Raw genomic sequence first — 21,004 nt, forward strand, 5'->3', positions numbered from 1 at the left:
GGGAAAACACGCGTTTTTTCGACCCGCCTGCGTTTTATCAGGCTTTACAAGAATATTTCCCGCTTCGCCTTGTCTGGCACATTAGTTGCAAAATCACATTCAAAGAATCTTTTGTTTCATGTTAACGTTACGGGGAAGCACCATGAAAAAACTGTTGATTGCACTGACCGGGGCCGTATGTCTCTTCACACAACTGCCCGCAAAGGCGGACCAGCTTCAGGATATTGAGAAACGCGGCACCATCCGCATCGCCGTTCCGCAGGATTTCCCGCCGTTTGGCTCGGTGGGGACCGATCTGCAGCCGCAGGGGTATGACATCGACATGGCGCGTTATCTGGCTAAACAGATGAAGCTCAAGCTACAGCTGGTACCCGTGACCAGCGCCAACCGCGTGCCGTACCTGCAAACCGATAAGGTGGATCTGGTCATTTCAAGCCTCGGTAAAAACCCGGAGCGCGAGAAGGTGATCGATTTTAGCCGCGCCTACGCACCGTTCTTCCTCGGCGTGTTTGGCCCGAAAGGAGCAGAGCTGAAAGATGCCGCCGCGCTGAGCGGAAAAACCATCGGCGTGACGCGCGGGGCGGTGGAGGACATGGTGCTGACCAGCCTGGCACCGAAAGACGCTGACGTGAAACGCTATGAAGACAACAACACCACGCTGTCTGCCTACCTTTCCGGGCAGGTGCAGTATGTGGCCACCGGCAACCTGGTGGTGGCGGGCATTTCCCGCCAGAACGCGGCTAAAGCCCCGGTACCGAGCTTTATGCTGAAGGACTCACCGTGCTTTATTGGGCTGAAAAAGAATGAACCGGCGCTGAAAGCAAAAGTGGATGCGCTGATTGAACAAGGCATCAAAGACGGCACGCTGAACGGCCTGTCTGAGCAATGGCTGAAAGCTCCGCTGCCGGCAAACCTTGGCGTCTGAGCCGATGACAGAGCAACTTCATTTCTCCGAACTCTGGCCACACTGGCCGGAGTTGCTGGCGGGGTTGTGGGTCACCATTCAACTGACCGTTATGGCAACTTTCGGCGGCCTGGCAATCGGTATTTTTGGGGCGGCCATTCGCAGCGGGCGGGCGACGTGGTTCAGCCGGATCTGGGGCGGTTACGTGGAGATTATTCGTAACACGCCGTTTGTGGTACAGCTGTTTTTTATCGTTTTCGGCCTGCCTAATCTGGGGCTGAAAATGACCGCCGGGGAAGCGGCACTGCTGGCGATGGTGGTGAACCTGGGGGCGTACAGCACCGAAATTATCCGGGCAGGCATTCAGGTCACGCCGAAAGGGCAGTGGGAAGCCGGACGCGTGCTGGGGCTGACCCGCCTGCAGACCTTTATTCGCGTGGTGCTGCCGCCCGCGCTGCAGCGCATTTACCCGGCGCTGGTGAGCCAGTGTATTATCGTAATGCTCGGCTCGTCGGTGGTGTCGCAGGTCTCGTATGAAGAGCTGACCTTCGCCGCCAACCTCATCCAGTCCCGAACGTTTTTGAGCTTTGAGGTTTACCTGGTGACAACCGGCATTTACTTAGCGCTGTCGATTACCCTGCGCCAGCTGATGATGGCGGCAGGACGGAAATGGCTGGGGGTGCAGGCATGATGACCACCTTTACCGACTGGGACATTATTCGCAACCTGCTGCTGGCCGGGCGCTGGACGGTGCTGCTGTCGCTGGTGGCGTTTGTCGGCGGGGCGGTGGTGACGCTGCCGCTCCTGCTGCTGCGCCTCACTGGTGGACGCACGGTGAAGCGCATCATCCGCGGCTATATCGAGCTGTTTCAGGGCACGCCGCTGCTAATGCAGCTATTCCTGGCCTTCTTTGGCGTGGCGCTGTTCGGCATCGACGTTTCGCCGTGGACCGCCGCCTCGCTGGCGCTGACGTTCTACACCAGTGCCTTTTTGCTCGATATCTGGTTTGGCAGTATTCGTGCCCTGCCAAAAGGACAGTGGGAAGCGTCGCGCTGTCTCGGGCTGACGTTTGGCCAGACGTTGTTTCGCGTGGTCGCCCCGCAGGCGCTACGTATCGGCATCGCCCCAACGGTCGGTTTTGCCGTGCAGGTGATCAAAGGTACTGCGCTGGCGTCGATTATCGGCTTTATCGAGCTGACCAAGGCCGGGACGATGCTGACTAACGTCACGTACCAGCCGTTTAAGGTCTTTGCGCTGGTGGCGCTGGGCTACTTTATTCTGTGTTATCCGCTGTCCCGTTACAGCCGCTATCTGGAGACGAAATTCAATGCCTCTCATCACCATTAATCAGGTGCAGAAGTACTACGGCGATAACCATGTGCTCAAGGGAGTCGATCTGGATATCGACATGGGCCAGGTCATTTCGATTATCGGACGCAGCGGGTCGGGGAAAAGCACGTTGCTGCGCTGCATCAACGGTCTGGAAGGGTATCAGGACGGCAGCATCAAACTCGGCGGCATGACCATTACCGACCGGGATTCCCAGGCGCGTGAAATCAGCCGCTCGGTCGGTATGGTGTTCCAGAGCTTCAACCTGTTCCCGCACATGACGGCGCTGGAAAACGTGATGCTCGCTCCGCGTCGGGTGCTGAAGAAAAGCGCCGCCGAATGTCGAGAGCTGGCGCAGCGCATGCTGGAGAAAGTCGGGTTAGGTGACCGTCTGGATTACTACCCGTCGAGCCTCTCCGGGGGCCAGCAGCAGCGCGTGGCGATTGCCCGCGCCCTGGCGATGTCGCCTAAAGTTTTACTCTGTGACGAGATCACCTCCGCGCTTGACCCGGAGCTGGTGGGCGAAGTGCTCAAAGTGCTGGAGCAACTGGCGGCCGAAGGGATGACGCTGATCCTTGTCACGCATGAAATGAATTTTGCCCGCGAAGTGGGCGACCGCGTGGTGTTTATGCATCAGGGGAAAGTGTGGGAGCAGGGCGACAGCAAAACGCTGTTTGCCAACCCGCAGACCACAGAACTGAAGCAATTTATCTCCTCCGTACGCGGTCTCAACTAATGAAGGACACCAAAATGGACATCGCACACTTTCCGCAAATCAACCCGCCGCAGCGCCTGCTGATGGGGCCGGGCCCGATCAACGCCGACCCGCGCGTGTTGCGCGCCATGTCGAGCCAGCTGATTGGCCAGTACGATCCGGCCATGACCCACTACATGAACGAGGTGATGGCGCTCTATCGCGGTGTATTCCGCACCGAAAACCGCTGGACGATGCTGGTGGACGGCACATCCCGCGCGGGGATAGAAGCGATTCTGGTGTCAGCCATTCGTCCAGGGGACAAAGTGCTGGTACCGGTCTTTGGCCGCTTCGGTCATCTGCTGTGCGAAATTGCCCGCCGCTGCCGCGCGGAGGTACACACCATCGAAGTCCCCTGGGGCGAGGTGTTCACCCCAGACCAGGTTGAAGATGCCATCAAACGCGTGCGCCCGCGCCTGCTGCTGACCGTGCAGGGCGATACCTCCACCACCATGCTGCAGCCGCTCGCGGAGCTGGGTGCCATCTGCCGCCGTTACGACGTGCTGTTTTATACCGATGCCACGGCCTCGCTCGGCGGTAACGCGCTGGAGACTGACGCCTGGGGGCTGGACGCGGTCTCGGCAGGGATGCAGAAGTGCCTCGGCGGTCCGTCGGGCACTTCGCCGATCACCCTTAGCGCGCGAATGGAGGAGGCGATCCGCCGCCGCAAGTGCGTTGAGGAGGGCATTCGTACCGACGCCCACCGCGACGGCGACGAGGAGATGATCTACTCCAACTACTTCGATCTCGGTATGGTGATGGACTACTGGGGGCCAGAGCGTCTCAACCACCACACCGAAGCGACCACCGCGCTGTTCGGCGCCCGCGAATGTGCGCGTCTGATCCTGCAGGAAGGGCTGGATAACGGCATCGCTCGCCACAAGCTGCACGGCGATGCGCTGCTGAAAGGCATTCAGGCGATGGGGCTGGAAACTTTCGGCGACCTGCAGCACAAGATGAACAACGTGCTGGGGGTGGTGATCCCTCAGGGCGTGAATGGCGATCGGGTGCGCAAGCTGATGCTGGAGGATTTCGGGATTGAAATCGGCACGTCATTTGGCCCGCTGCATGGCAAAGTGTGGCGCATTGGCACTATGGGCTACAACGCGCGTAAAGACTGCGTGATGACCACCCTGAGCGCGCTGGAGTCGGTACTCAACTACCTGAAATTTACCACTACGCAGGGCGCGGCGATGCAGGCCGCGTGGGACCACTATCGCAGTGAGACGCCAGAATGAGCCCGGCGGCAGAACGGGTGATGGCGCGCGCCGACGCGCTGGCCGCCATCAGCGAAAGCCCGGATGCGCTGACACGGGTGTATCTCTCCGCGCAGCATTTACAGGCCAACCAGCTGGTTGGGCAGTGGATGAGCCAGGCGGGGATGACCGTCTGGCAGGACAGCGTGGGTAATATTTGCGGACGTTACGAAGGCGAGCGAGAGGGCGCCCGGGCGGTGTTGCTGGGTTCGCACCTGGACACCGTGCGCAATGCCGGGCGCTACGACGGCATGCTCGGGGTGCTCACCGCCATCGAAGTGGTGGACAGTCTGCATCAGCGGGGGATTCGCCTGGCGCAGGCTATCGAAATTGTCGGCTTTGGTGATGAAGAAGGTACCCGCTTTGGCATCACGCTATTAGGTAGCCGTGGTCTGACGGGAACCTGGCCGGAGGGCTGGCTGGAGACGTGCGATGCCGGTGGCGTCAGCGTGGCGCAGGCGATGGTGCAGGCAGGACTCGATCCTTCACGTGTGGCACTGGCGGCGCGACATCAGGACGATTTCAGCGCCTGTCTCGAGTTGCATATCGAACAGGGGCCGTGTCTGGAGCAGGAAGGTCTGGCGCTGGGGGTGGTGGAAGCCATTAACGGCGCACGCCGCCTCAATTGTCGCTTCATCGGTGAAGCCGGCCATGCCGGGACCGTACCCATGAATCATCGCAAAGACGCACTGGCGGCGGCCGCTGAATGGATGATGCAGGTTGAAAACGCCACTCTGCAACACGGCGGTAATCTGGTCGCGACGGTCGGTGAGCTGCGCTGTTTTCCCGGTGCGGTGAACGTGATCCCCGGCGAGGTTGCGCTTTCGCTGGATATTCGTGGCCCGCAGGATGCGCCGCTTGATGCGCTGCTCGGTGAACTGCTGTTGCAGGCGCAGTCGATAGCGGCCCGACGCGGGATGCATTTTGCTGCCGAAGAGTTTTACCGCATCGCCGCCACGCCGTGCGATACGCGTTTGCAGCGTCTGCTGGGGGAGGCCGTTGAGTCGGTACAAGGGCGCTCGTTATCCCTGCCCAGCGGTGCCGGGCATGACACTATCGCCCTGGCGGAGCGCTGGCCGGTCGGGATGCTGTTCGTGCGTTGCAAGGGGGGCATCAGCCACCATCCGGCGGAGTCGGTGATGGCTGAAGATGTCGCGCTGGCGATTGAGGCGTTTGGGCTCGCGGTCACATCGCTGGCGTCTATTTAGTGTTTTTCCGGGTTCGTAATGCGGGCAGCATCCTTTCCAGGGTGTTGTCATGCATGACGTAATGGTGAAACAGCGCAGCGGCAGCGTGCAGACCAATCAGGTAATAACCGGCATTGGCGATGATCTCATGGACCTCTTTCAGCCCGTGTTGCAGGTTCACGTCTGGTGTGGCCGCGACGGGCAGTGCGATCCCGAAAAACGACCACTCAATCTGACCGAAGTAAAGAGAGGCCATGCCCAGCAGAGGAAGTGAAATGAACATCAGGTAGATCAATCCGTGAAGGGATTTTGAGGCAATCTCCTGCCAGCGTGGCGGGGCAGGAACAATATCCGGATCGCTGTTTCGCAGCTTCAGCACCACTCTGAGGATCATCAGCAGCAGAACGCTTAGCCCTGCCGTGTAGTGGATCAGCCCCATAGTGGTTCGCGCGGGTGTTCCCTTCGGTGCGAACCCTTTCAGGTTCATGGTGGCATAGGCGACGATAATCACCAGTAGGACCAGCCAGTGAATTATTATCTGGCTTCGTGCGTAGCTGTTTTTCATTTTTAACTCACCTTACAGGGTTATAAGGTGAGTTATAGAAGAAATAACTTAAGCAGACATTAACGGTCTTAGCCTGGACGACAAGGCGCGTTAAATTACTCCAACCCCAGCGTATATTGCGCGATCTTGAAGTAGATAATCAGCCCGGTACCGTCGATCAGCGTGGCGATAAACGGCGCGGAGACGACGGCCGGATCAATGCCACAGCGCTTAAGCACCATCGGAATGACGGACGAGACAATCGCACTCCACAGCGTAATGCAGACCAGGGTCAGGCTGACGATGAGCGTGATTTCCATCCCAATACCCATCATCCAGGCACGAATACACCCGGCCAGGCCGAGCGTGGCGGCTATCATCAGCGAGGTGCTCATCTCTTTACGCAGCACGCGGCCAACATCACGCAGATGCACTTCCCCCAGCGCCATGGCGCGCACCAGCGTGGAGGTGATCTGCGTTCCGCTGTTACCACCGGTACCAATCAGCAGCGGGATAAAGAACGCCAGTGCGATGGCGGATTCCAGCGCCTCTTCAAAATGCTGGATCACCGAGCTGGTATAAGCTTCTGCGACAAACAACAGCAGCAGCCAGACGGAGCGTTTCTTCCACAGACTGAAGGCGCTGGTTTCCAGATAGGGTTTCTCCAGCGGCAGAGTCGCCCCCTGAAGCTGAGCATCTTCGGTGACGTCATCTTCCAGCAGATGCGCAATTTCGCGTTCGGTGAGGCAGCCAACCAGCTTTCCATGGGTGACCACGGGCACGACATCCGCACCACCGTGTGCCAGCAGGCCTGCGACATCGGCGCGTTCATCCTCCGGTTTGACCTGCAGAAACTGCGAGATCATCAGCGCTCTCACCGGTTGTACCGTATCGGTGGTCTGCAGTAATTTGCGCACCGCAATCATGCCCGCCAGGCGACCATTATCTTCGATAAAAATATGCGACGGAATATCATCATCTTTTAATTTCTCAAAGAATTGCTCGCGTGCCAGCGCCACGCATAATGAAATATCGAGGACAATAAAATCGGTATTCATATATTGCGCGATGGCGCTGTCATTGAATGCCAGGTTTTGGTTGTGAATAGCGTAAGACATAGTGAATTCCCTTTGAATAATAAAATCTCTCAGGGGCGAGCAAGACAGGGCATGTCGAAGAGGAGATCCCCACGTCCTGGTTTCAGCACTGTACACCGTATCCCGCGAGGGAAGTTATACTGACAAAGCCTTGATTCGACAGTGCCTGTTTTACCCTGTGCCGGTTCTCTCGAACCCACCAGAGCGATAACGTGTATTTGTACAGGAGCCTCGCCATAACGAGATCGTTGTAAAACGAAAGAAATAATACGCTTATTTTATTTTACCGCTCAGGATTTTAAATAATGTTTAAGAATGGTTTAGGAGAATCTTATTAATGGAATGTTGAAGGTTTATTTAAGGTTGTTCATTTTAAATGGAGAGTGAAAAGAAAAATGGAGGAGGGGAAAATGACATGGCTCGACAATCTGCTGAATCATTTTGCGCTTTATCCGGCACACCTTTTTGCGGTGTTGTTTATCATGGCACTGAGTAAATCGACGGTGCTGATCTCTTCCGTGCTGCCTCCTGCCTCGGTGATGCTATTGGCGGGCATTACCGTCAGCCAGGCTAGCATGCATCCTGCGCTGGCATGGCTGGCCGTGGTGATGGGCGCAACGGTGGGTTCGGTGCTGAATTACCATATCGGTCAGTTGATGGGGAACACGCGGTGGGTGGCACGCTTCACCGCAAAACATGCCGGCAAATTTTTACGGGTGCAACATCAGCTACAGAAAAACGGCGTGCTGGTGCTGTTCACTGCGCGTTTTCTGGCGGTGCTGCGCTATATCGTGCCGCTGGCAGCGGGTATGCTCAGGCTTAACGTGGCGAAGGTATACGTCGTCAGTCTGTTCTCTGCGGCCGTATGGGCGGCGCTGTACGTCGGCATTGTTACCGGCATCAGCGCCTTTTGAACTACAGGTTTCCTGTTCCAGATAACTGAACTGGGGTTACCCCTACAGGGCGCGCTCTCGCCGCTGGCCGCCTGGATGCGTGAATACGGCGACCAGCTCAAACGATAGACTACTGTTTGACATAGCGCGGTGCAGGAATACCGGTGCGCGCGCTGTTAAACAGCTCAAGACGTGCGACTTCGTAGCGTTCCCACAGGCTGACGTCATGCATCGGTGGAATGGTGATCAGTTCGCCCTGATCCAGACCCGCCAGCGATGCGTCGACCATATCGTCGGTCGTCATCACCGAGCCTTCCGGCAGATCGTTAACCGTCACGCCAGAATGACTCCAGATCTCTGTAGCCGTGGCGGCAGGCAAAACAGCCTGAATACGCACATTGCTGTCGGCAAACTCTTCCTGTAGTCCGCGGGTAAAGCTAAGCACCCACGCCTTGGTGGCACTGTACAGCGCGCTACCCGCCCGCACATGCAGGGACAATACCGAGGCGATATTGATCAGCGTACCGCGATTGTTTTGCGCCAGACGCGGCAGGATCGCATACGTCAAACGCATCAATGCCGTGGTGTTAAGGGTATTAATCGCCTGATGCTGCGCCACATCGCCCGCGAGGAAGGGCGCCATCTGCGCCGTGCCTGCGTTGTTAATCAGCGTGTCGATAGCGGTATTGCTGCGCAGTTCCTCTTCCACGGCGCGGATCCCGGTTTCCTCGGTCAGATCGGCGACCAGAATATCGACAGATACGCCATAGCGCTTGCGAAGATCCGCGGCCAGCGTTTGCAGACGTGCTTCACGTCGGGCGACCAGCACCAGATTGGTGCCACGTGCAGCCAGGCGATCGGCATAAACAGCGCCAATTCCGGAAGAGGCGCCCGTAATCAGGGCGGTAGTGAGTTGCGTAGTCATCGTGTGTTACCTCTGAGCAAAGTGGGTTATTTGGTTTCAATATGAAACTTAATTTACTCTCTGTCATTTGGTTTTATAATGCAACCATTTTGCTGGCAATTTTTTGTTTTTGCCTGGCGAAGCGGGTCAGGAAGGAAGTTTTGGTACGATCTCTTCAGGTGTCAGTTCGCGGCCATCGTCGGCGATAAGTGCCAGTTTACGCAGAGGTTTACGCTGTTCGGTATCGACCAGCACGGTGCCGAATTCGTCTTCAGCAAACAAAAATTCATTGCCCCACTGCGACAGAGCAACCAGTACCGTCTGCAGGGCGCGCCCTTTATCGGTGAGGACATACTCCTGCCAGGCGCTGCCGTCGGATGCCGGCTGGAGCGTGAGGATACCTTCGTCGACCAGCAGTTTCAGACGCGTGGTCAGCATGTTTTTCGCAATACCGAGGCTTTTCTGGAACTCACCGAAGCGCGTGATACCCCGCAACGCGTCGCGAACAATCAGCAATGACCACCAGTCGCCGATGATATCCAGCGAACGGGCTACAGGGCAGGTGCTCTCTTCAAGACGGGTACGTTTCACAGTCAATTCTCCGGCGGGGGTATGGTTTTATTATAAAACTAATCTGTCTACCGGGTAAGTCTGTTATTCATCAGTTTGAGAAATGCTTCCCGGAAAAGTGTCACGAATCTGTCACACTAAACGCGACATTTAAAACGAGTGAGGAATTAGGGATGAGAAAAGCACTACTCGCGCTGGCAATCGCCGGTTCCATTTCAGCGACATTTGGCGTGCAGGCGCAAGAGACGCCGGAAGGGTATCAGCTGGAGCAAGTTTTAATTATGAGTCGTCATAACCTACGCGCGCCGCTCGCCAATAACGGCAGCGTACTGGAACAATCGACGCCGAAGCAGTGGCCGGAATGGGAGGTACCAGGCGGTCAGCTCACCACCAAAGGTGGCGTGCTTGAAGTCTACATGGGCCATTACATGCGGGAATGGCTGGCTGAGCAGGGGATGGTGAAGACGGGAGAATGTCCGCCAGCGGATAGCGTCTACGCCTATGCCAACAGCCTGCAACGTACCGTTGCCACCGCGCAGTTCTTCATCACGGGGGCCTTCCCTGGATGCGATATCCCTGTGCATCACCAGGAAAAAATGGGCACCATGGATCCGACCTTTAATCCGGTGATTACCGATAACTCGCCTGAGTTCCGCGAAAAAGCGCTGAAGGCGATGGAAGCGGAACGGCAGAAAATGCAGCTCGGAGAAAGCTATAAGCTGCTGGAGCAGATGACCAGTTATGCTGATTCGCCGTCCTGCAAAGAGAAGAAAATATGCTCGCTGGCGGACGCGAAAGATACCTTCAGCGCAGACTATGAAAAAGAGCCCGGCGTATCCGGACCGTTGAAAGTGGGGAACTCGCTGGTCGATGCGTTTACGCTGCAGTATTACGAAGGTTTCCCGGCCGATAAGGTGGCCTGGGGAGAAATCAAAACCGACCAGCAGTGGCGCGTGTTGTCGAAGCTGAAGAACGGCTATCAGGATTCGCTGTTTACCTCCACCGAAGTGGCGCAAAACGTGGCGAAACCGCTGGTGAAATATATCGACAAAGCCCTGGTGACCGATCAGGCCAAAGCGCCAAAAATCACCGTGCTGGTGGGGCATGATTCGAACATTGCTTCGCTGCTCACCGCGCTGGATTTCAAACCGTATCAGCTGCACGACCAGCAGGAACGTACCCCGATTGGCGGCAAGATTGTTTTCCAGCGCTGGCATGACAAAAATGCCAATCAGGAGCTGATGAAAATTGAGTATGTCTATCAGAGTTCGGAGCAGCTGCGAAACGCCAGCGTGCTGTCGCTGCAGTCTCCGGCGCAGCGCGTGACGCTGGAACTGAAGGGATGTCCGGTTGATGCCAACGGTTTCTGTCCGGTCGATAAATTCAATGCGGTAATCAACAACGCGGCGAAATAGAAGATACCCCCCGCCCTGGCGGGGGGATTGTTTCAGACGTTTTTACGTTCGATGGTTTGCTCACCCCAGAAGAGCGCGTCTTTGTCCGTCTTTTCGAAGGCGCGCATTAGCACTTCATCGCTGCCTTCTTCCCAAATTTGCTCTGCCAGCTTCTCGTCATATTTTGCGACTTCAAAAATGGCTTCGGCAATCTCCGGAGAGGTATTGCGTAAACTTGCCCATTCACCCACGCGGTGGGCTTTTGATTCTTGAGTAGGCATACTTGTCCTCCTGTTGGGTTAGCCGTTCAGTTTTTTGGCGAGACCTGCAACATATTCACCCTGATAGCGGGCGATAGTGAGCTCTTCATTGCTCGGCTGTCGGGAGCCATCGCCACCGGCAATGGTGGTTGCACCGTAAGGTGTTCCGCCACGTACCTGAGAAACATCAAATAACTCCTGTGCGCCGTAGCCAATTGGCACAATGACCATTCCGTGATGAGCAAGGGTCGTCCAGGTTGAGGTGATGGTTTGTTCCTGGCCGCCACCGGTTCCGGTGGAGCTGAAGACGCTGGCAAGCTTGCCGTACAATGCGCCTGAGGCCCATAACCCGCCGGTTTGATCGAGGAAGGTGCGCATCTGGCCGGACATATTGCCAAAGCGGGTAGGTGTCCCGAAGATAATGGCATCGTAATCTGCCAGCTCCTGAGGCGTGGCGACCGGGGCATTTTGCGTTTTCCCCCCGGCCTTCGCGAAGGCTTCTGCCTGCATGGTTTCCGGTACGCGCTTCACCACAACCTCAACGCCATCCACCCTGTTTGCACCTTCTGCTACCGCGTGAGCCATGGTTTCGATGTGTCCATACATGGAATAATAGAGCACCAGAACTTTTGCCATTTTGCATCACTCCTCGTTTGTTTTTTCTGGCAGCGGATCGCTGCGTTCATTTAAAGATATGCCATCACAGCCATACTGCAAAAATGAACGGCATTTCTTTGATTTATAACAAAATGGATGAGAAAACGCTTTGTAGCAAAATGAAACAACTTTTTGGCGGTCGATTTTTGAAACGATAAGAAAGGCTTATTAATGGCCGTTACGCAATCTCATACGAAAGGCTGAGATCATGTTGCAGGATATTACCTGTGACTTGCCTGATCGCCTCACTCCACTAAGCTTAGTCTCACGTGACACAGATAAAGGTACTCACCTGGTGTCGCGAGGTGAAAGAATCCTCTTTTACTGAATGCAATATGATGTCTAATGTTTCACATCCTGGAGGTTAGAGATGGCAAACCATCGTGGTGGTTCAGGTAATTTCGCTGAAGACCGTGAAAGAGCATCAGAAGCAGGTCGTAAAGGTGGCCAGTCCAGCGGGGGTAACTTCAAAAATGACCCTCAGCGCGCATCAGAGGCTGGCAAAAAAGGGGGTAAAAACAGCCATGGCAGTAACAAGTAATATGCCGGGCTGGACCCCTGCCGCCGGGGTTTCCCGGCGGTTTTTTTATTTCTGCAACATTGAACTGTAACCAAAGGCAACGCACACTACAGAATTGAGTTTAATTTCTGGTGCCGCATGTCTGTCTCACGCTTCAAATTCTCCGTTAAACCGCAGGAAGCCATCCTCATTCTTATCACCATGTTCTGGGGCGGGACTTTTCTGGCCGTCCAGTACGCGGTGACCCTCAGCGATCCGTTCTTTTTTGTTGGTCTGCGCTTTGCGACGGCAGCGATTGCCGTGGGGCTGATATCGCTTAAAACGCTGCGTGGACTGACGCTTAAAGAGCTTAAGGCGGGCATCGCAATCGGGGTGGCAATTGCGATGGGCTACAGCCTGCAAACGTGGGGGTTACAGACGATATCCAGCAGTAAATCGGCGTTTATCACCGCCATGTATGTACCGCTGGTGCCGTTACTGCAGTGGCTGTGTCTTGGGCGACTACCGGGATTGATGTCCTGTATTGGCATCGTACTGGCGTTTATTGGTCTGATTTTACTTGCCGGGCCGGAAAACAACCTGCTGGCACTGGGGCCGGGGGAGATCATCACCCTGGTGGGAGCCATTGCCATTGCCGCGGAAATTATTCTGACCAGCGCCTGGGCGGGCAAGGTTGACGTTAAGCGCGTGACGGTGGTGCAGCTCGCTACGGCATCGCTGGTGGCGTTTGCGACGATGGTTCCGGCAGGGGAGTCCGTGCCACCGATGTCCACCGGGTTGATTGTGGTCGCGCTGGGGCTGGGCATCTTTAGCGCCATTATTCAGGTCACCATGAACTGGGCGCAGCGCAGCGTATCCCCGACGCGGGCGACGGTGATCTATACAGGAGAACCCGTCTGGGCCGGGATTTTCGGGCGTCTCGCTGGAGAACGTTTACCGCTGCTGGCGCTGGTTGGTGCGGCGTTTATCGTCGTTGGGGTGTTGGTGAGTGAGCTAAAGCTCCGCAAGCGCCAAAGAGAGGTGAGTGATTTGACGGTTGAAAAAGGTTTTGATTGAAAAAATGCACAGATTTCTCCAGGATATGTACGGACAAATACCGTACATAGAAAAGTAAATCATGCCAGCACTTAAAAAACAGCGTATCGATCTTCGCTTAACCGACGAAGACAAAACAATGATTGAAGAAGCGGCGGCGATGACGAATCAAACGATCACCCAGTTTATGGTGAACAGTGCTTCGGAACGTGCTGCAGAAGTCATCGATCAGCATCGACGTCTCGTATTAAACGAAGCATCGTGGAATGCCGTAATGGATGCCATCGACAATCCACCCGAGCCGAATGAACGCCTGAAGCGAGCCGCAAAGCGTCTAAAAAACATGGAGTGAAGCGTCGTGGAAAATCTCACGATCGAAATGTTTTCAGAGGGAACCGAATACGCTTTCGAGGATTTCGATTGTGGTGAGCCCTCGCTAAATGCCTTCCTGAGAGAGCATCTGGTGCGCCAGCACAATGGGCGCATTCTGCGCGGCTATCTGCTAAAAGATCGTGACCATCCACACGTGCTGGGCTACTACACGTTGTCTGGAAGTTGCTTTGAAAAAGCGATGCTCCCTTCTAAGACGCAGCAGCGCAGGATCCCCTATACCAACGTACCCAGTGTGACTCTGGGACGTTTAGCTGTTCATAAAACACTACAGGGAAATGAGTGGGGGACAACACTCGTTACGCATGCTATGCGGGTTGTTTACCTGGCTTCACAGGCTGTGGGTGTGCATGGCCTTTTTGTTGATGCGCTTAATGAGCAGGCAAAAAGGTTCTATCTGAAGCAAGGTTTTATCCCCCTGCAAGGGGATAACAGTAATTCTCTGTTCTTCCCTACAAAATCTATTGAACGATTGTTTGAGCAAGAGTGATTACGCTACATCCTGTTGTTCTTACTGAACATGCAGGTCGGGTAAGGCGTAGCCATTACCCGACATACAGGTTTCACGACTCCTGATGCACGACCTCGCCCTGCGGTGCGGCCGCTTTCCGGCGGCTCAGCAGGGCGTTAAGCAGAATCGCCCCGAAGGTCGCCGTACCTATTCCACCAATCGTAAACCCGCCCAGCGTCAGGGCAAAATCGCCCGCGCCCAGTACCAGCGTGACCGCCACCATAATCAAGTTGCTGTTCTGGCTGAGATCGACGCGATGCTGTACCCAGATACGCGCGCCGGCCACAGCGATCAGCCCAAACACCACAATGGATGCCCCGCCAATCACCGGCGACGGAATGGTGTGGATCAAAGCCCCGAATTTCGGTGAGAAACCGAGCAGCATGGCCATCACCGCTGCCGCCACAAAGACCAGTGTCGAATAGACTTTAGTCACCGCCATCACGCCGATATTCTCGGCATAGGTGGTCACGCCACTGCCGCCCACCGAGCCGGAGAGCATAGTCGCCAGCCCGTCACCGACAAATGCGCGGCCCATATACGGGTCCATACTGCGCCCGGTCATCCCCGCCACTGCTTTCAGGTGGCCTAAGTTCTCTGCCACCAGGATCACCGCCACGGGCGCGATGAGCATCATCGCCTGGGTGTTAAAGGTGGGAGAGGTGATCTGCGGCATGCCGAACCAGGCAGCCTGATGAAGCAGGGTAAAATCGACCGGTTTGCCAAGGCCAAAAACGTTCGCCAGCAGGGCATAGACCAGGCAGGCGACAATCAGCCCGACCAGAATCAGCAGCCGCTGGATCATCCCCCGAGTGAACACCGCCACCAGACCGATACAGAGCACGGTGATCACCGCCATCCAGCTTTCAAACGGCGAGCCGGAAACACTTCTGACCGCAATTGGCGCGAGGTTCAGACCAATCGCCATCACCACCGCCCCGGTCACAACCGGAGGCATCATGCGTTCGATCCAGCGTGTTCCGATCTTCATCACCACCAGACCGATCAGGGTGTAGACCAGACCGCAGGCGATGATGCCGCCGAGGGCCACGCTCAGGTTAGGGTTGATCCCCTGGCCGTTAAACCCGGTGGTGGCGATGACCACTCCCACAAAAGCGGCGCTGGAGCCCAGATAGCTGGGGACGCGCCCGCCGGTGACAAAAAAGAACAACAGCGTACCGATACCTGACATCAAAATGGAGAGATTGGGGTCAAGCCCCATTAGCATCGGCATCAGCACCGTGGCGCCGAACATCGCGACCGCGTGCTGGACGCCCATCACCAGGGTTTGCCCGAGAGGGAGCCTTTCATCCGGCGCGACCACGCCAGGTTCTGTGGAGGTCGATTTCAACTGCCAGTGGGGAAATCCGAACATTGCCATGAGCTATCTCCTTAAGGAGGGTTAACAGGCGGGTCGCATAAGCGCGTGGTAGCCGCGGTCGAACCACACCAGCCCTTGCGGCGCGGGGTGGCGAATAATCGAAACAATGTCGCAAAACAGGATGTCGTGGGTACCCACGCTGACCACCTGGCTGATACGGCAGTCAAACGAGGCCAGTGCCGCTTCCAGACGCGGACAACCCGTGTCGCCCGTCTGCCAGCGGGCGGCGGCAAAACGTTCCTCCATGGGGGTTTTACCACCAAACAGGTTGGATAGCGGCTCTTGCCCGGCGCTCAGGGTATTCACGCAAAGCGTGCGGTTTGCGCTAAAGGTCGGCCAGACCGATGCGCCACGGTTCAGGCACACCAGCAAAGTGGGCGGTGAATCCGTGACGCTGCACACGGCGCTGGCGGTGAAGCCTGCCATCCCTGCCGGGCCGTCGGTGGTGATGATATTGACTGCTGCCCCGACGCAGGCCATGGCGTCGCGAAAGGTTTGTTTATCCGGTACTGTCATCATCGCTCCTTACGCCAGCCCGCAGGCATCGTCGAAGTCCAGACGCGGCAGGCGTCCGTAAAGTTTGTTCGTATCACCATAGCCAATGTTGATGAGCAGATTGCTTTTAAGCGTTGTGCCGGTGAAAAAGGCCTCATCGACTTTTTGTCGGTCAAAGCCGGACATTGGGCCGGTATCCAGCCCCAGGGCACGACAGGCAAAAATAAGGTATGCGGCCTGCATTGAGCTGTTGCGAAAGGCGGTTTCTTCGGCAAGTGCCGGGCTTGAGGTAAACCAGCTTCTGGCATCGCCATGCGGGAACAGTTCGGGCAGGCGCTCGTAGAATTCCCCGTCCCAGGCCACAATGGCCGTAACCGGGGCGGTGAGGGTTTTCTCCAGGTTGCCGCTGGAGAGGGCCGGGCGCAGCTTCTCTTTTCCCTCTGCACTTCTTACAAACACAATCCGCGCCGGGGAGCAATTGGCGGACGTGGGTCCCCATTTCATCAGGTTGTAGATCTCGCGCAGCGTCTCGTCGCTGACCGGAATGTCCTGCCAGCCGTTGTGAGTGCGCGCGCCAGTAAATAACGTCTCCAGCGCGGTGGGGTTAATGGCTTCGCTCATCAAAACTCCTTATAAAGCGGGTTCAGGGCTGTGCAGCAGGCTGGCAAGCCCGTTCAGCAGCAGGGTGTTAAAGATGTCAGGTTCGGTGACGTTGCAGGCATGGCCGCCCTGGCGCATCACCGCCTTGTGGCTGTGTGGGATCGCTACCTGCAGTTCCGTGGAACACACCGAGGGCACCAGCATGTCGTCAACGGAACAGATGATGTGTACCGGGCAGCGAATGCGTGCGGCGTGGCGGCTGAAGTCGGCCTTTTTCAGTGCGTCCAGCCTGCGCAACAGGTTGGCTTTGCCCTGAAAGTGGGCCAGCGCCAGGGCGTCTTCTGCCTCAAGACGCGGCGCGCGGGCGGCCATCCAGTCAGCCGGGTAGAGGAACAGCGGCTGTGCCTCTACCCACGCCTGCGCACCACCCGCATGCAGCAGACGCTCGCGGATCTGAAAGCAGCGGCGGGTATGGGCGTTCAGGGTCAGCCAGCCGTTGACGCACACCAGCGCAGTCAACGATTCTGGTTTATCGAGCGCCAGCTGCAGACCCACCAGCGCTCCCAGCGCATGGCCCACCACGCAGTAGCGCGTGATCCCGGCATCATTCAGCGCCTGCGCCAGCTCGTCGGCCATCTCAGCAAGGCTATAACCTTCCGGCAGGGTGGCGGGATTATTGCCCGTACCGCGCTGGTCATAGCACACCACCTGATACTCCTTCTCAAGTGTGGCCAACTGGGGCAGCCAGTAGCTGCCGCTGCCGCCGAGTCCGGCAATCAGCACCACCACGGGCGCCCCCTCATACGGGGGCTGTGAGACAGAGAGTTTCATGGCGGCCTCACTTCGCGATGTGTGCAACGGACGCAATCTCAACGAGCGCCTCCGGCTTCACCAGCCCGCACTGAATGCAGAACCGGGCCGGTTTATCACCGGGGAAGAACTCCGCGTAGATTTCGTTAATCGCGGCGTAGTTTTTCCAGTCGGTGATAAAGATGCTGTTGAAGGTCACATCCTCCATGGTGCCACCCGCTGTTTCGATCACATTTTTGATCGTCTCCAGCACGTGGCGCGTTTGCGCCTTTGGGTCGTTGATAAACACCACGTTATTGTCTTTATCAAATGGCAGCGTGCCGGAGACATACACCACGCCATCGGCAAGGGTGCCGGGAACAAACGGGGCAATCGGCGTACTGGTGCCAGCGGGGATGATTACGGATTTCGGCATCATGTCTCTCCTCAGGCAATACGGGCGAGTGGGGGATTCAGGGCCTCGCAGAAATCAGCCACATTACTCACCCAGCCAAAAAAGGTTTCGATATTAAACAGAGCCGCTTTCTGGGCGAATTCCGGCCCGGCCTGATGCGTCGCGTCTTCCAGCACGACACCGAAATACTCAAGGAAAAAGCCGTCACGCAGCGTGGATTCCACACAGACGTTGGTGGCAATACCGGTGAAGACCAGGTGGCGAATACCCCGGCTGCGCAGCAGGCTGTCGAGTGGTGTGTTGAAAAAGCCGCTGTAGCGTGGTTTGGGCAGCACGATATCGCCTGCCTCAGGAACCAGTTCATCCACCAGCTGGTAATCCCATCCGCCTTTTGCCAGCAGCTTGCCCTGTAACTCGGGTTGTTTGCGCATGGTTTTCAGGGCGTTCGATTTGTGGAAGTTGGGCGAGCCAGGGCCTCCAGCCTCCACGTATTGATCGTCCCAGCCGTTCTGAAACCAGATGATGAGCATCCCGGCGGCGCGGGCAGCGGCTACGGCGGTTTTAATGTTCTCAATCACCGGTTTGGTGGCGGAAACGTCGAACCCCGCCAGATCCAGATAGCCGCCCTGGCTGGCGTAGGCGTTTTGCATATCCACCACAATCAGGGCGCTCTGCTGTGCATCAAACGTGATGGTTTCCGGACGTGCAGCAAGTGTCGTCATTACGCAACCTCCTTTGTGATAGCGGGAATATGGGCGCGGCACTGCATCAGCGGTTGGATACGCTCGCCGAAGGTTTCCACGCCGGTGAGGAAATCATCGAAGGTCAGCAGGACGCCTTCAGCGCCAGGCACTGCGGCCACTTCATCCAGCATTCTGGCGACGCTGGCGTACGAGCCAACCAGCGTGCCCATATTGATATTGACGGCGGAGGTCGGGTCGGCCATCTGGCGCACGTTGGTATCTGAGCCGGAACGGGTATCTTTCTGGCTCTGTTCGGTGAGCCAGCTTAGCGCCTCCTCGTCTGCGCCATCTTTGTAACGCTCCCATCTGGCGCGAGCGGCGTCGTCGGTCTCGTCGGCAATCACCATAAACAGCACGTAGGAACCTACGTCGCGCCCGGTTTTGTCAGCGGCTTCTTTCATCCGTGCGGCGGTCGGGGCGAAGGCGGCAGGCGTGTTTACGCCTTTCCCGAAGCAGAAGTTGAAGTCAGCGTATTTAGCAGAGAATTCCATCCCAGCGTCGCTCTGTCCGGCGCAAATCACTTTCATTGGCACGGAAGGCTGCGGGCTGACGCGGCAGTCATTCATGGTGAAGAAGTCACCTTTGAAATCGCTTTTGCCGGTGCCCCACAGATCGCGCAGCACCTGCACATACTCGGTGAGGTATTCGTAGCGACGCGAGAAGTAATCGTCACCCGGCCAGAGTCCCATCTGTTCATACTCCGGTTTTTGCCAGCCGGTCACCAGATTGACGCCAAAGCGCCCGCCGGAGATGGAGTCGATGGTGGAGGCCATACGCGCCACAATTGCAGGTGGCAGAGTGAGGGTGGCGGCGGTGGCGTAGATCTGAATACGCGAGGTTACCGCGGCCAGCCCGGCCATCAGAGTGAAGGACTCCAGGTTGTGATCCCAGAATTCGGTTTTGCCGCCAAAGCCGCGCAGCTTGATCATCGAAAGCGCAAAATCGAAATGGTAGTGCTCCGCTTTCTGCACGATGGCTTTATTCAGCTCGAAGGTCGGCATGTATTGCGGTGCAGTGGTCGAGATAAGCCAGCCGTTGTTGCCGATAGGGACGAATACGCCAATTTTCATCACGAACCTCTCTTCATTACGTCGCAGGTGTAACGGTGTTTTTGCAAAGGCAGTGCCAGTTTTGAAAATGGCAGTGTTATTAATGTGTTAACCAGAAGTTGGTGGTTTGATGCGATAAAATGTGGACTAAATGGTCAAAAACATTGCACAGAAAACAGGCACTCATGCGCGATCGGAGTGCAGGATGTCGTGGCGAGACAGGGGTTTTGCTATGCTGAGGGCAATGCAGAAAATGGAGAGCAGGAATGACACAAGGCGCAGTGAAAACACCCGGTAAACGTTCGCAGGCGGTGAGCGCTAAGAAACAGGCGATCCTCAGCGCGGCGCTGGAGACCTTTTCGCAGTTTGGTATTCACGGCACGCGCCTGGAGCAGGTGGCGGAGCAGTCCGGGGTATCCAAAACCAATCTGCTCTACTACTACCCGTCGAAAGAGGCGCTGTATGTCGCGGTGATGCAGCAGATCCTCGATATCTGGCTGGCACCGCTGAAAGCCTTCCGCGAAGAGCTGGCCCCGCTGGTGGCGATCAAAGAGTACATTCGCCTGAAGCTGGAGGTGTCACGCGATTACCCGCAGGCATCAAGGCTGTTCTGTCTGGAGATGCTGCAGGGCGCGCCGCTGTTGCAGGCGGAACTGACGGGGGATTTAAAGCAGCTGGTTGATGATAAATCGGCCATTATTGCCGGATGGGTCGCCAGCGGGAAACTGGCACCGGTCGACCCGCATCATCTGATCTTTATGATTTGGGCCTCCACTCAGCATTACGCTGACTTTGCGGCCCAGGTTGAGGCGGTGACCGGAAAAACGCTCCAGGATGAGGCGTTTTTCCAGAGCACGCTGGAAAATGTGCAGCAGATGATCATTGAAGGGATCCGCGTGCGTTAGTTTCCCGGCGGGAGAGGGCAGCTTAAGTCGCCCTCTTCACACTGCATCAGCGAGGCCAGAAACGCTTCACGCTCCACGGTTTTTTCCGCCAGACACTGATTAACGATCATGGGCTGAACGCTGCCTCCTTCTGTACCCGAACCGATAAATGTGCAGTCCGCATCGCGCAGGGCAATCCAGGCCTGCTGCGCCTTTTTCAGCAGATCTCGCTGGGGGGCTGCCGCGCGTTTGATGACGGCCTGGTACGTCTGGTTGAGTTTTTTATCGGCAGCCTGATACTGCTGCGCGCTACAGGTGTTTAGTTCAAGCTGAGTGGTCGCTTTGTCGCACTCATCGGCCAATGCGCTGGCGCTCATCAGCATTACTGCGCCCGCAATAAGAATTCGTTTCATACACTCCCCAATAAAATAAGGCTCCGTCTC

The 21,004-nt window shown here is 56.6% G+C and carries 27 protein-coding genes and 1 riboswitch; of the genes, 13 read left to right on the top strand and 14 right to left on the bottom strand.

The window, feature by feature from the left end:
- The first annotated feature begins 142 nt into the window (after window positions 1-142).
- From AAHF05_RS07935 to hpxK, 6 genes are read left to right on the top strand one after another with little or no spacing between them, the layout of a single operon-like run.
- On the top strand, window positions 143-925 hold the full coding sequence (locus tag AAHF05_RS07935) for a transporter substrate-binding domain-containing protein (RefSeq protein WP_374936449.1): 783 nt from the start codon (window positions 143-145) through the stop codon (window positions 923-925).
- 4 nt (window positions 926-929) lie between these two features.
- The gene (locus AAHF05_RS07940; protein WP_129324461.1) at window positions 930-1,595 is read left to right on the top strand and encodes an amino acid ABC transporter permease; all 666 of its coding nucleotides are present in this window, start codon (window positions 930-932) and stop codon (window positions 1,593-1,595) included.
- Window positions 1,595-2,251, top strand: coding sequence for an amino acid ABC transporter permease (locus AAHF05_RS07945; protein WP_049008460.1), 657 nt, complete (start codon window positions 1,595-1,597; stop codon window positions 2,249-2,251). Before AAHF05_RS07940 ends, AAHF05_RS07945 begins: the two co-directional genes overlap by 1 nt.
- Window positions 2,232-2,969, top strand: coding sequence for an amino acid ABC transporter ATP-binding protein (locus AAHF05_RS07950; protein ID WP_008499843.1), 738 nt, complete (start codon window positions 2,232-2,234; stop codon window positions 2,967-2,969). The genes AAHF05_RS07945 and AAHF05_RS07950 overlap by 20 nt, the downstream gene beginning before the upstream one ends.
- Before the next feature lie 14 nt (window positions 2,970-2,983).
- A complete protein-coding gene (locus AAHF05_RS07955) occupies window positions 2,984-4,225 on the top strand; it encodes an alanine--glyoxylate aminotransferase family protein (RefSeq protein ID WP_028019134.1) in 1,242 nt (413 codons plus the stop codon).
- On the top strand, window positions 4,222-5,451 hold the full coding sequence (gene hpxK / locus AAHF05_RS07960; RefSeq protein WP_129324462.1) for an allantoate amidohydrolase: 1,230 nt from the start codon (window positions 4,222-4,224) through the stop codon (window positions 5,449-5,451). The genes AAHF05_RS07955 and hpxK overlap by 4 nt, the downstream gene beginning before the upstream one ends.
- On the opposite strand, the gene cybB is transcribed toward hpxK, so the two are convergent.
- Together cybB and AAHF05_RS07970 are read right to left on the bottom strand one after the other, a co-directional pair.
- Complete coding sequence (cybB, locus tag AAHF05_RS07965) at window positions 5,444-5,995, bottom strand: cytochrome b561 (RefSeq protein WP_049008441.1); 552 nt, start codon at window positions 5,993-5,995, stop codon at window positions 5,444-5,446. The genes hpxK and cybB overlap by 8 nt on opposite strands.
- Before the next feature lie 95 nt (window positions 5,996-6,090).
- Window positions 6,091-7,092: a magnesium transporter gene (locus tag AAHF05_RS07970; RefSeq protein WP_028019131.1), complete on the bottom strand. Its 1,002-nt coding sequence runs from the start codon at window positions 7,090-7,092 to the stop codon at window positions 6,091-6,093.
- A 60-nt stretch (window positions 7,093-7,152) separates the two neighbouring features.
- Window positions 7,153-7,322: riboswitch (M-box (ykoK) riboswitch) on the bottom strand.
- A gap of 159 nt (window positions 7,323-7,481) precedes the next feature.
- On the opposite strand from AAHF05_RS07970, the gene AAHF05_RS07975 reads away from it, so the two are divergent.
- Window positions 7,482-7,985 (top strand): DedA family protein, encoded by a 504-nt coding sequence (locus AAHF05_RS07975; RefSeq protein WP_049008442.1) that lies wholly within the window; start codon window positions 7,482-7,484, stop codon window positions 7,983-7,985.
- A 109-nt stretch (window positions 7,986-8,094) separates the two neighbouring features.
- On the opposite strand, the gene AAHF05_RS07980 is transcribed toward AAHF05_RS07975, so the two are convergent.
- Both AAHF05_RS07980 and AAHF05_RS07985 read right to left on the bottom strand, forming a co-directional pair.
- Window positions 8,095-8,889: an SDR family oxidoreductase gene (locus tag AAHF05_RS07980; RefSeq protein WP_028019127.1), complete on the bottom strand. Its 795-nt coding sequence runs from the start codon at window positions 8,887-8,889 to the stop codon at window positions 8,095-8,097.
- A 126-nt stretch (window positions 8,890-9,015) separates the two neighbouring features.
- Window positions 9,016-9,459 (bottom strand): helix-turn-helix domain-containing protein, encoded by a 444-nt coding sequence (locus AAHF05_RS07985; protein WP_114978276.1) that lies wholly within the window; start codon window positions 9,457-9,459, stop codon window positions 9,016-9,018.
- A gap of 152 nt (window positions 9,460-9,611) precedes the next feature.
- On the opposite strand from AAHF05_RS07985, the gene agp reads away from it, so the two are divergent.
- Window positions 9,612-10,853 (top strand): bifunctional glucose-1-phosphatase/inositol phosphatase, encoded by a 1,242-nt coding sequence (agp, locus tag AAHF05_RS07990; protein WP_049008444.1) that lies wholly within the window; start codon window positions 9,612-9,614, stop codon window positions 10,851-10,853.
- Window positions 10,854-10,885: 32 nt separating this feature from the next.
- On the opposite strand, the gene AAHF05_RS07995 is transcribed toward agp, so the two are convergent.
- Window positions 10,886-11,113, bottom strand: a complete 228-nt coding sequence (locus AAHF05_RS07995) for a YccJ family protein (RefSeq protein ID WP_028019124.1) — start codon at window positions 11,111-11,113, stop codon at window positions 10,886-10,888.
- A gap of 18 nt (window positions 11,114-11,131) precedes the next feature.
- Window positions 11,132-11,728: an NAD(P)H:quinone oxidoreductase gene (gene wrbA, locus AAHF05_RS08000; protein WP_028019123.1), complete on the bottom strand. Its 597-nt coding sequence runs from the start codon at window positions 11,726-11,728 to the stop codon at window positions 11,132-11,134.
- Window positions 11,729-12,119: 391 nt separating this feature from the next.
- On the opposite strand from wrbA, the gene AAHF05_RS08005 reads away from it, so the two are divergent.
- From AAHF05_RS08005 to AAHF05_RS08020, 4 genes are all read left to right on the top strand, one after another.
- Window positions 12,120-12,290 carry a general stress protein gene (locus AAHF05_RS08005; RefSeq protein WP_001273664.1) on the top strand — a complete coding sequence of 57 codons (171 nt, stop codon included), beginning with the start codon at window positions 12,120-12,122 and terminating at the stop codon, window positions 12,288-12,290.
- Between the two features lie 117 nt (window positions 12,291-12,407).
- Window positions 12,408-13,325 (top strand): DMT family transporter, encoded by a 918-nt coding sequence (locus AAHF05_RS08010; protein WP_129324463.1) that lies wholly within the window; start codon window positions 12,408-12,410, stop codon window positions 13,323-13,325.
- Window positions 13,326-13,386: 61 nt separating this feature from the next.
- A complete protein-coding gene (locus AAHF05_RS08015) occupies window positions 13,387-13,656 on the top strand; it encodes a DUF1778 domain-containing protein (protein WP_028019121.1) in 270 nt (89 codons plus the stop codon).
- 6 nt (window positions 13,657-13,662) lie between these two features.
- Window positions 13,663-14,184 (top strand): GNAT family N-acetyltransferase, encoded by a 522-nt coding sequence (locus AAHF05_RS08020; RefSeq protein ID WP_108090257.1) that lies wholly within the window; start codon window positions 13,663-13,665, stop codon window positions 14,182-14,184.
- Between the two features lie 73 nt (window positions 14,185-14,257).
- On the opposite strand, the gene rutG is transcribed toward AAHF05_RS08020, so the two are convergent.
- The 7 genes from rutG to rutA are packed head-to-tail and all read right to left on the bottom strand — an operon-like array spanning window position 14,258 to window position 19,698.
- Window positions 14,258-15,586, bottom strand: a complete 1,329-nt coding sequence (rutG, locus tag AAHF05_RS08025; protein ID WP_129324464.1) for a pyrimidine utilization transport protein G — start codon at window positions 15,584-15,586, stop codon at window positions 14,258-14,260.
- Between the two features lie 21 nt (window positions 15,587-15,607).
- Window positions 15,608-16,102 (bottom strand): NADH-dependent FMN reductase RutF, encoded by a 495-nt coding sequence (gene rutF, locus AAHF05_RS08030; RefSeq protein ID WP_028019118.1) that lies wholly within the window; start codon window positions 16,100-16,102, stop codon window positions 15,608-15,610.
- 9 nt (window positions 16,103-16,111) lie between these two features.
- Window positions 16,112-16,702 carry a malonic semialdehyde reductase gene (locus AAHF05_RS08035; RefSeq protein ID WP_028019117.1) on the bottom strand — a complete coding sequence of 197 codons (591 nt, stop codon included), beginning with the start codon at window positions 16,700-16,702 and terminating at the stop codon, window positions 16,112-16,114.
- Between the two features lie 9 nt (window positions 16,703-16,711).
- Entirely contained in the window at window positions 16,712-17,512 is an 801-nt protein-coding gene (gene rutD / locus AAHF05_RS08040; RefSeq protein WP_129324465.1) for a pyrimidine utilization protein D, read from the bottom strand.
- Window positions 17,513-17,519: 7 nt separating this feature from the next.
- Window positions 17,520-17,906: a pyrimidine utilization protein C gene (gene rutC, locus AAHF05_RS08045; protein WP_028019115.1), complete on the bottom strand. Its 387-nt coding sequence runs from the start codon at window positions 17,904-17,906 to the stop codon at window positions 17,520-17,522.
- Window positions 17,907-17,917: 11 nt separating this feature from the next.
- Window positions 17,918-18,607, bottom strand: coding sequence for a pyrimidine utilization protein B (gene rutB / locus AAHF05_RS08050; protein WP_128348151.1), 690 nt, complete (start codon window positions 18,605-18,607; stop codon window positions 17,918-17,920).
- The gene (gene rutA, locus AAHF05_RS08055) at window positions 18,607-19,698 is read right to left on the bottom strand and encodes a pyrimidine utilization protein A (protein WP_129324466.1); all 1,092 of its coding nucleotides are present in this window, start codon (window positions 19,696-19,698) and stop codon (window positions 18,607-18,609) included. The genes rutB and rutA overlap by 1 nt, the downstream gene beginning before the upstream one ends.
- A 245-nt stretch (window positions 19,699-19,943) precedes the next feature.
- On the opposite strand from rutA, the gene rutR reads away from it, so the two are divergent.
- Entirely contained in the window at window positions 19,944-20,582 is a 639-nt protein-coding gene (gene rutR, locus AAHF05_RS08060; protein ID WP_028019111.1) for an HTH-type transcriptional regulator RutR, read from the top strand.
- On the opposite strand, the gene AAHF05_RS08065 is transcribed toward rutR, so the two are convergent.
- Window positions 20,579-20,974 carry a lysozyme inhibitor LprI family protein gene (locus tag AAHF05_RS08065; protein WP_208594896.1) on the bottom strand — a complete coding sequence of 132 codons (396 nt, stop codon included), beginning with the start codon at window positions 20,972-20,974 and terminating at the stop codon, window positions 20,579-20,581. The two genes, rutR and AAHF05_RS08065, sit on opposite strands and share 4 nt — an antisense overlap.
- Window positions 20,975-21,004 lie beyond the last annotated feature (30 nt).

The sequence above is a fragment of the Enterobacter adelaidei genome, assembly GCF_041937165.1.
Lineage (GTDB): Bacteria > Pseudomonadota > Gammaproteobacteria > Enterobacterales > Enterobacteriaceae > Enterobacter > Enterobacter adelaidei.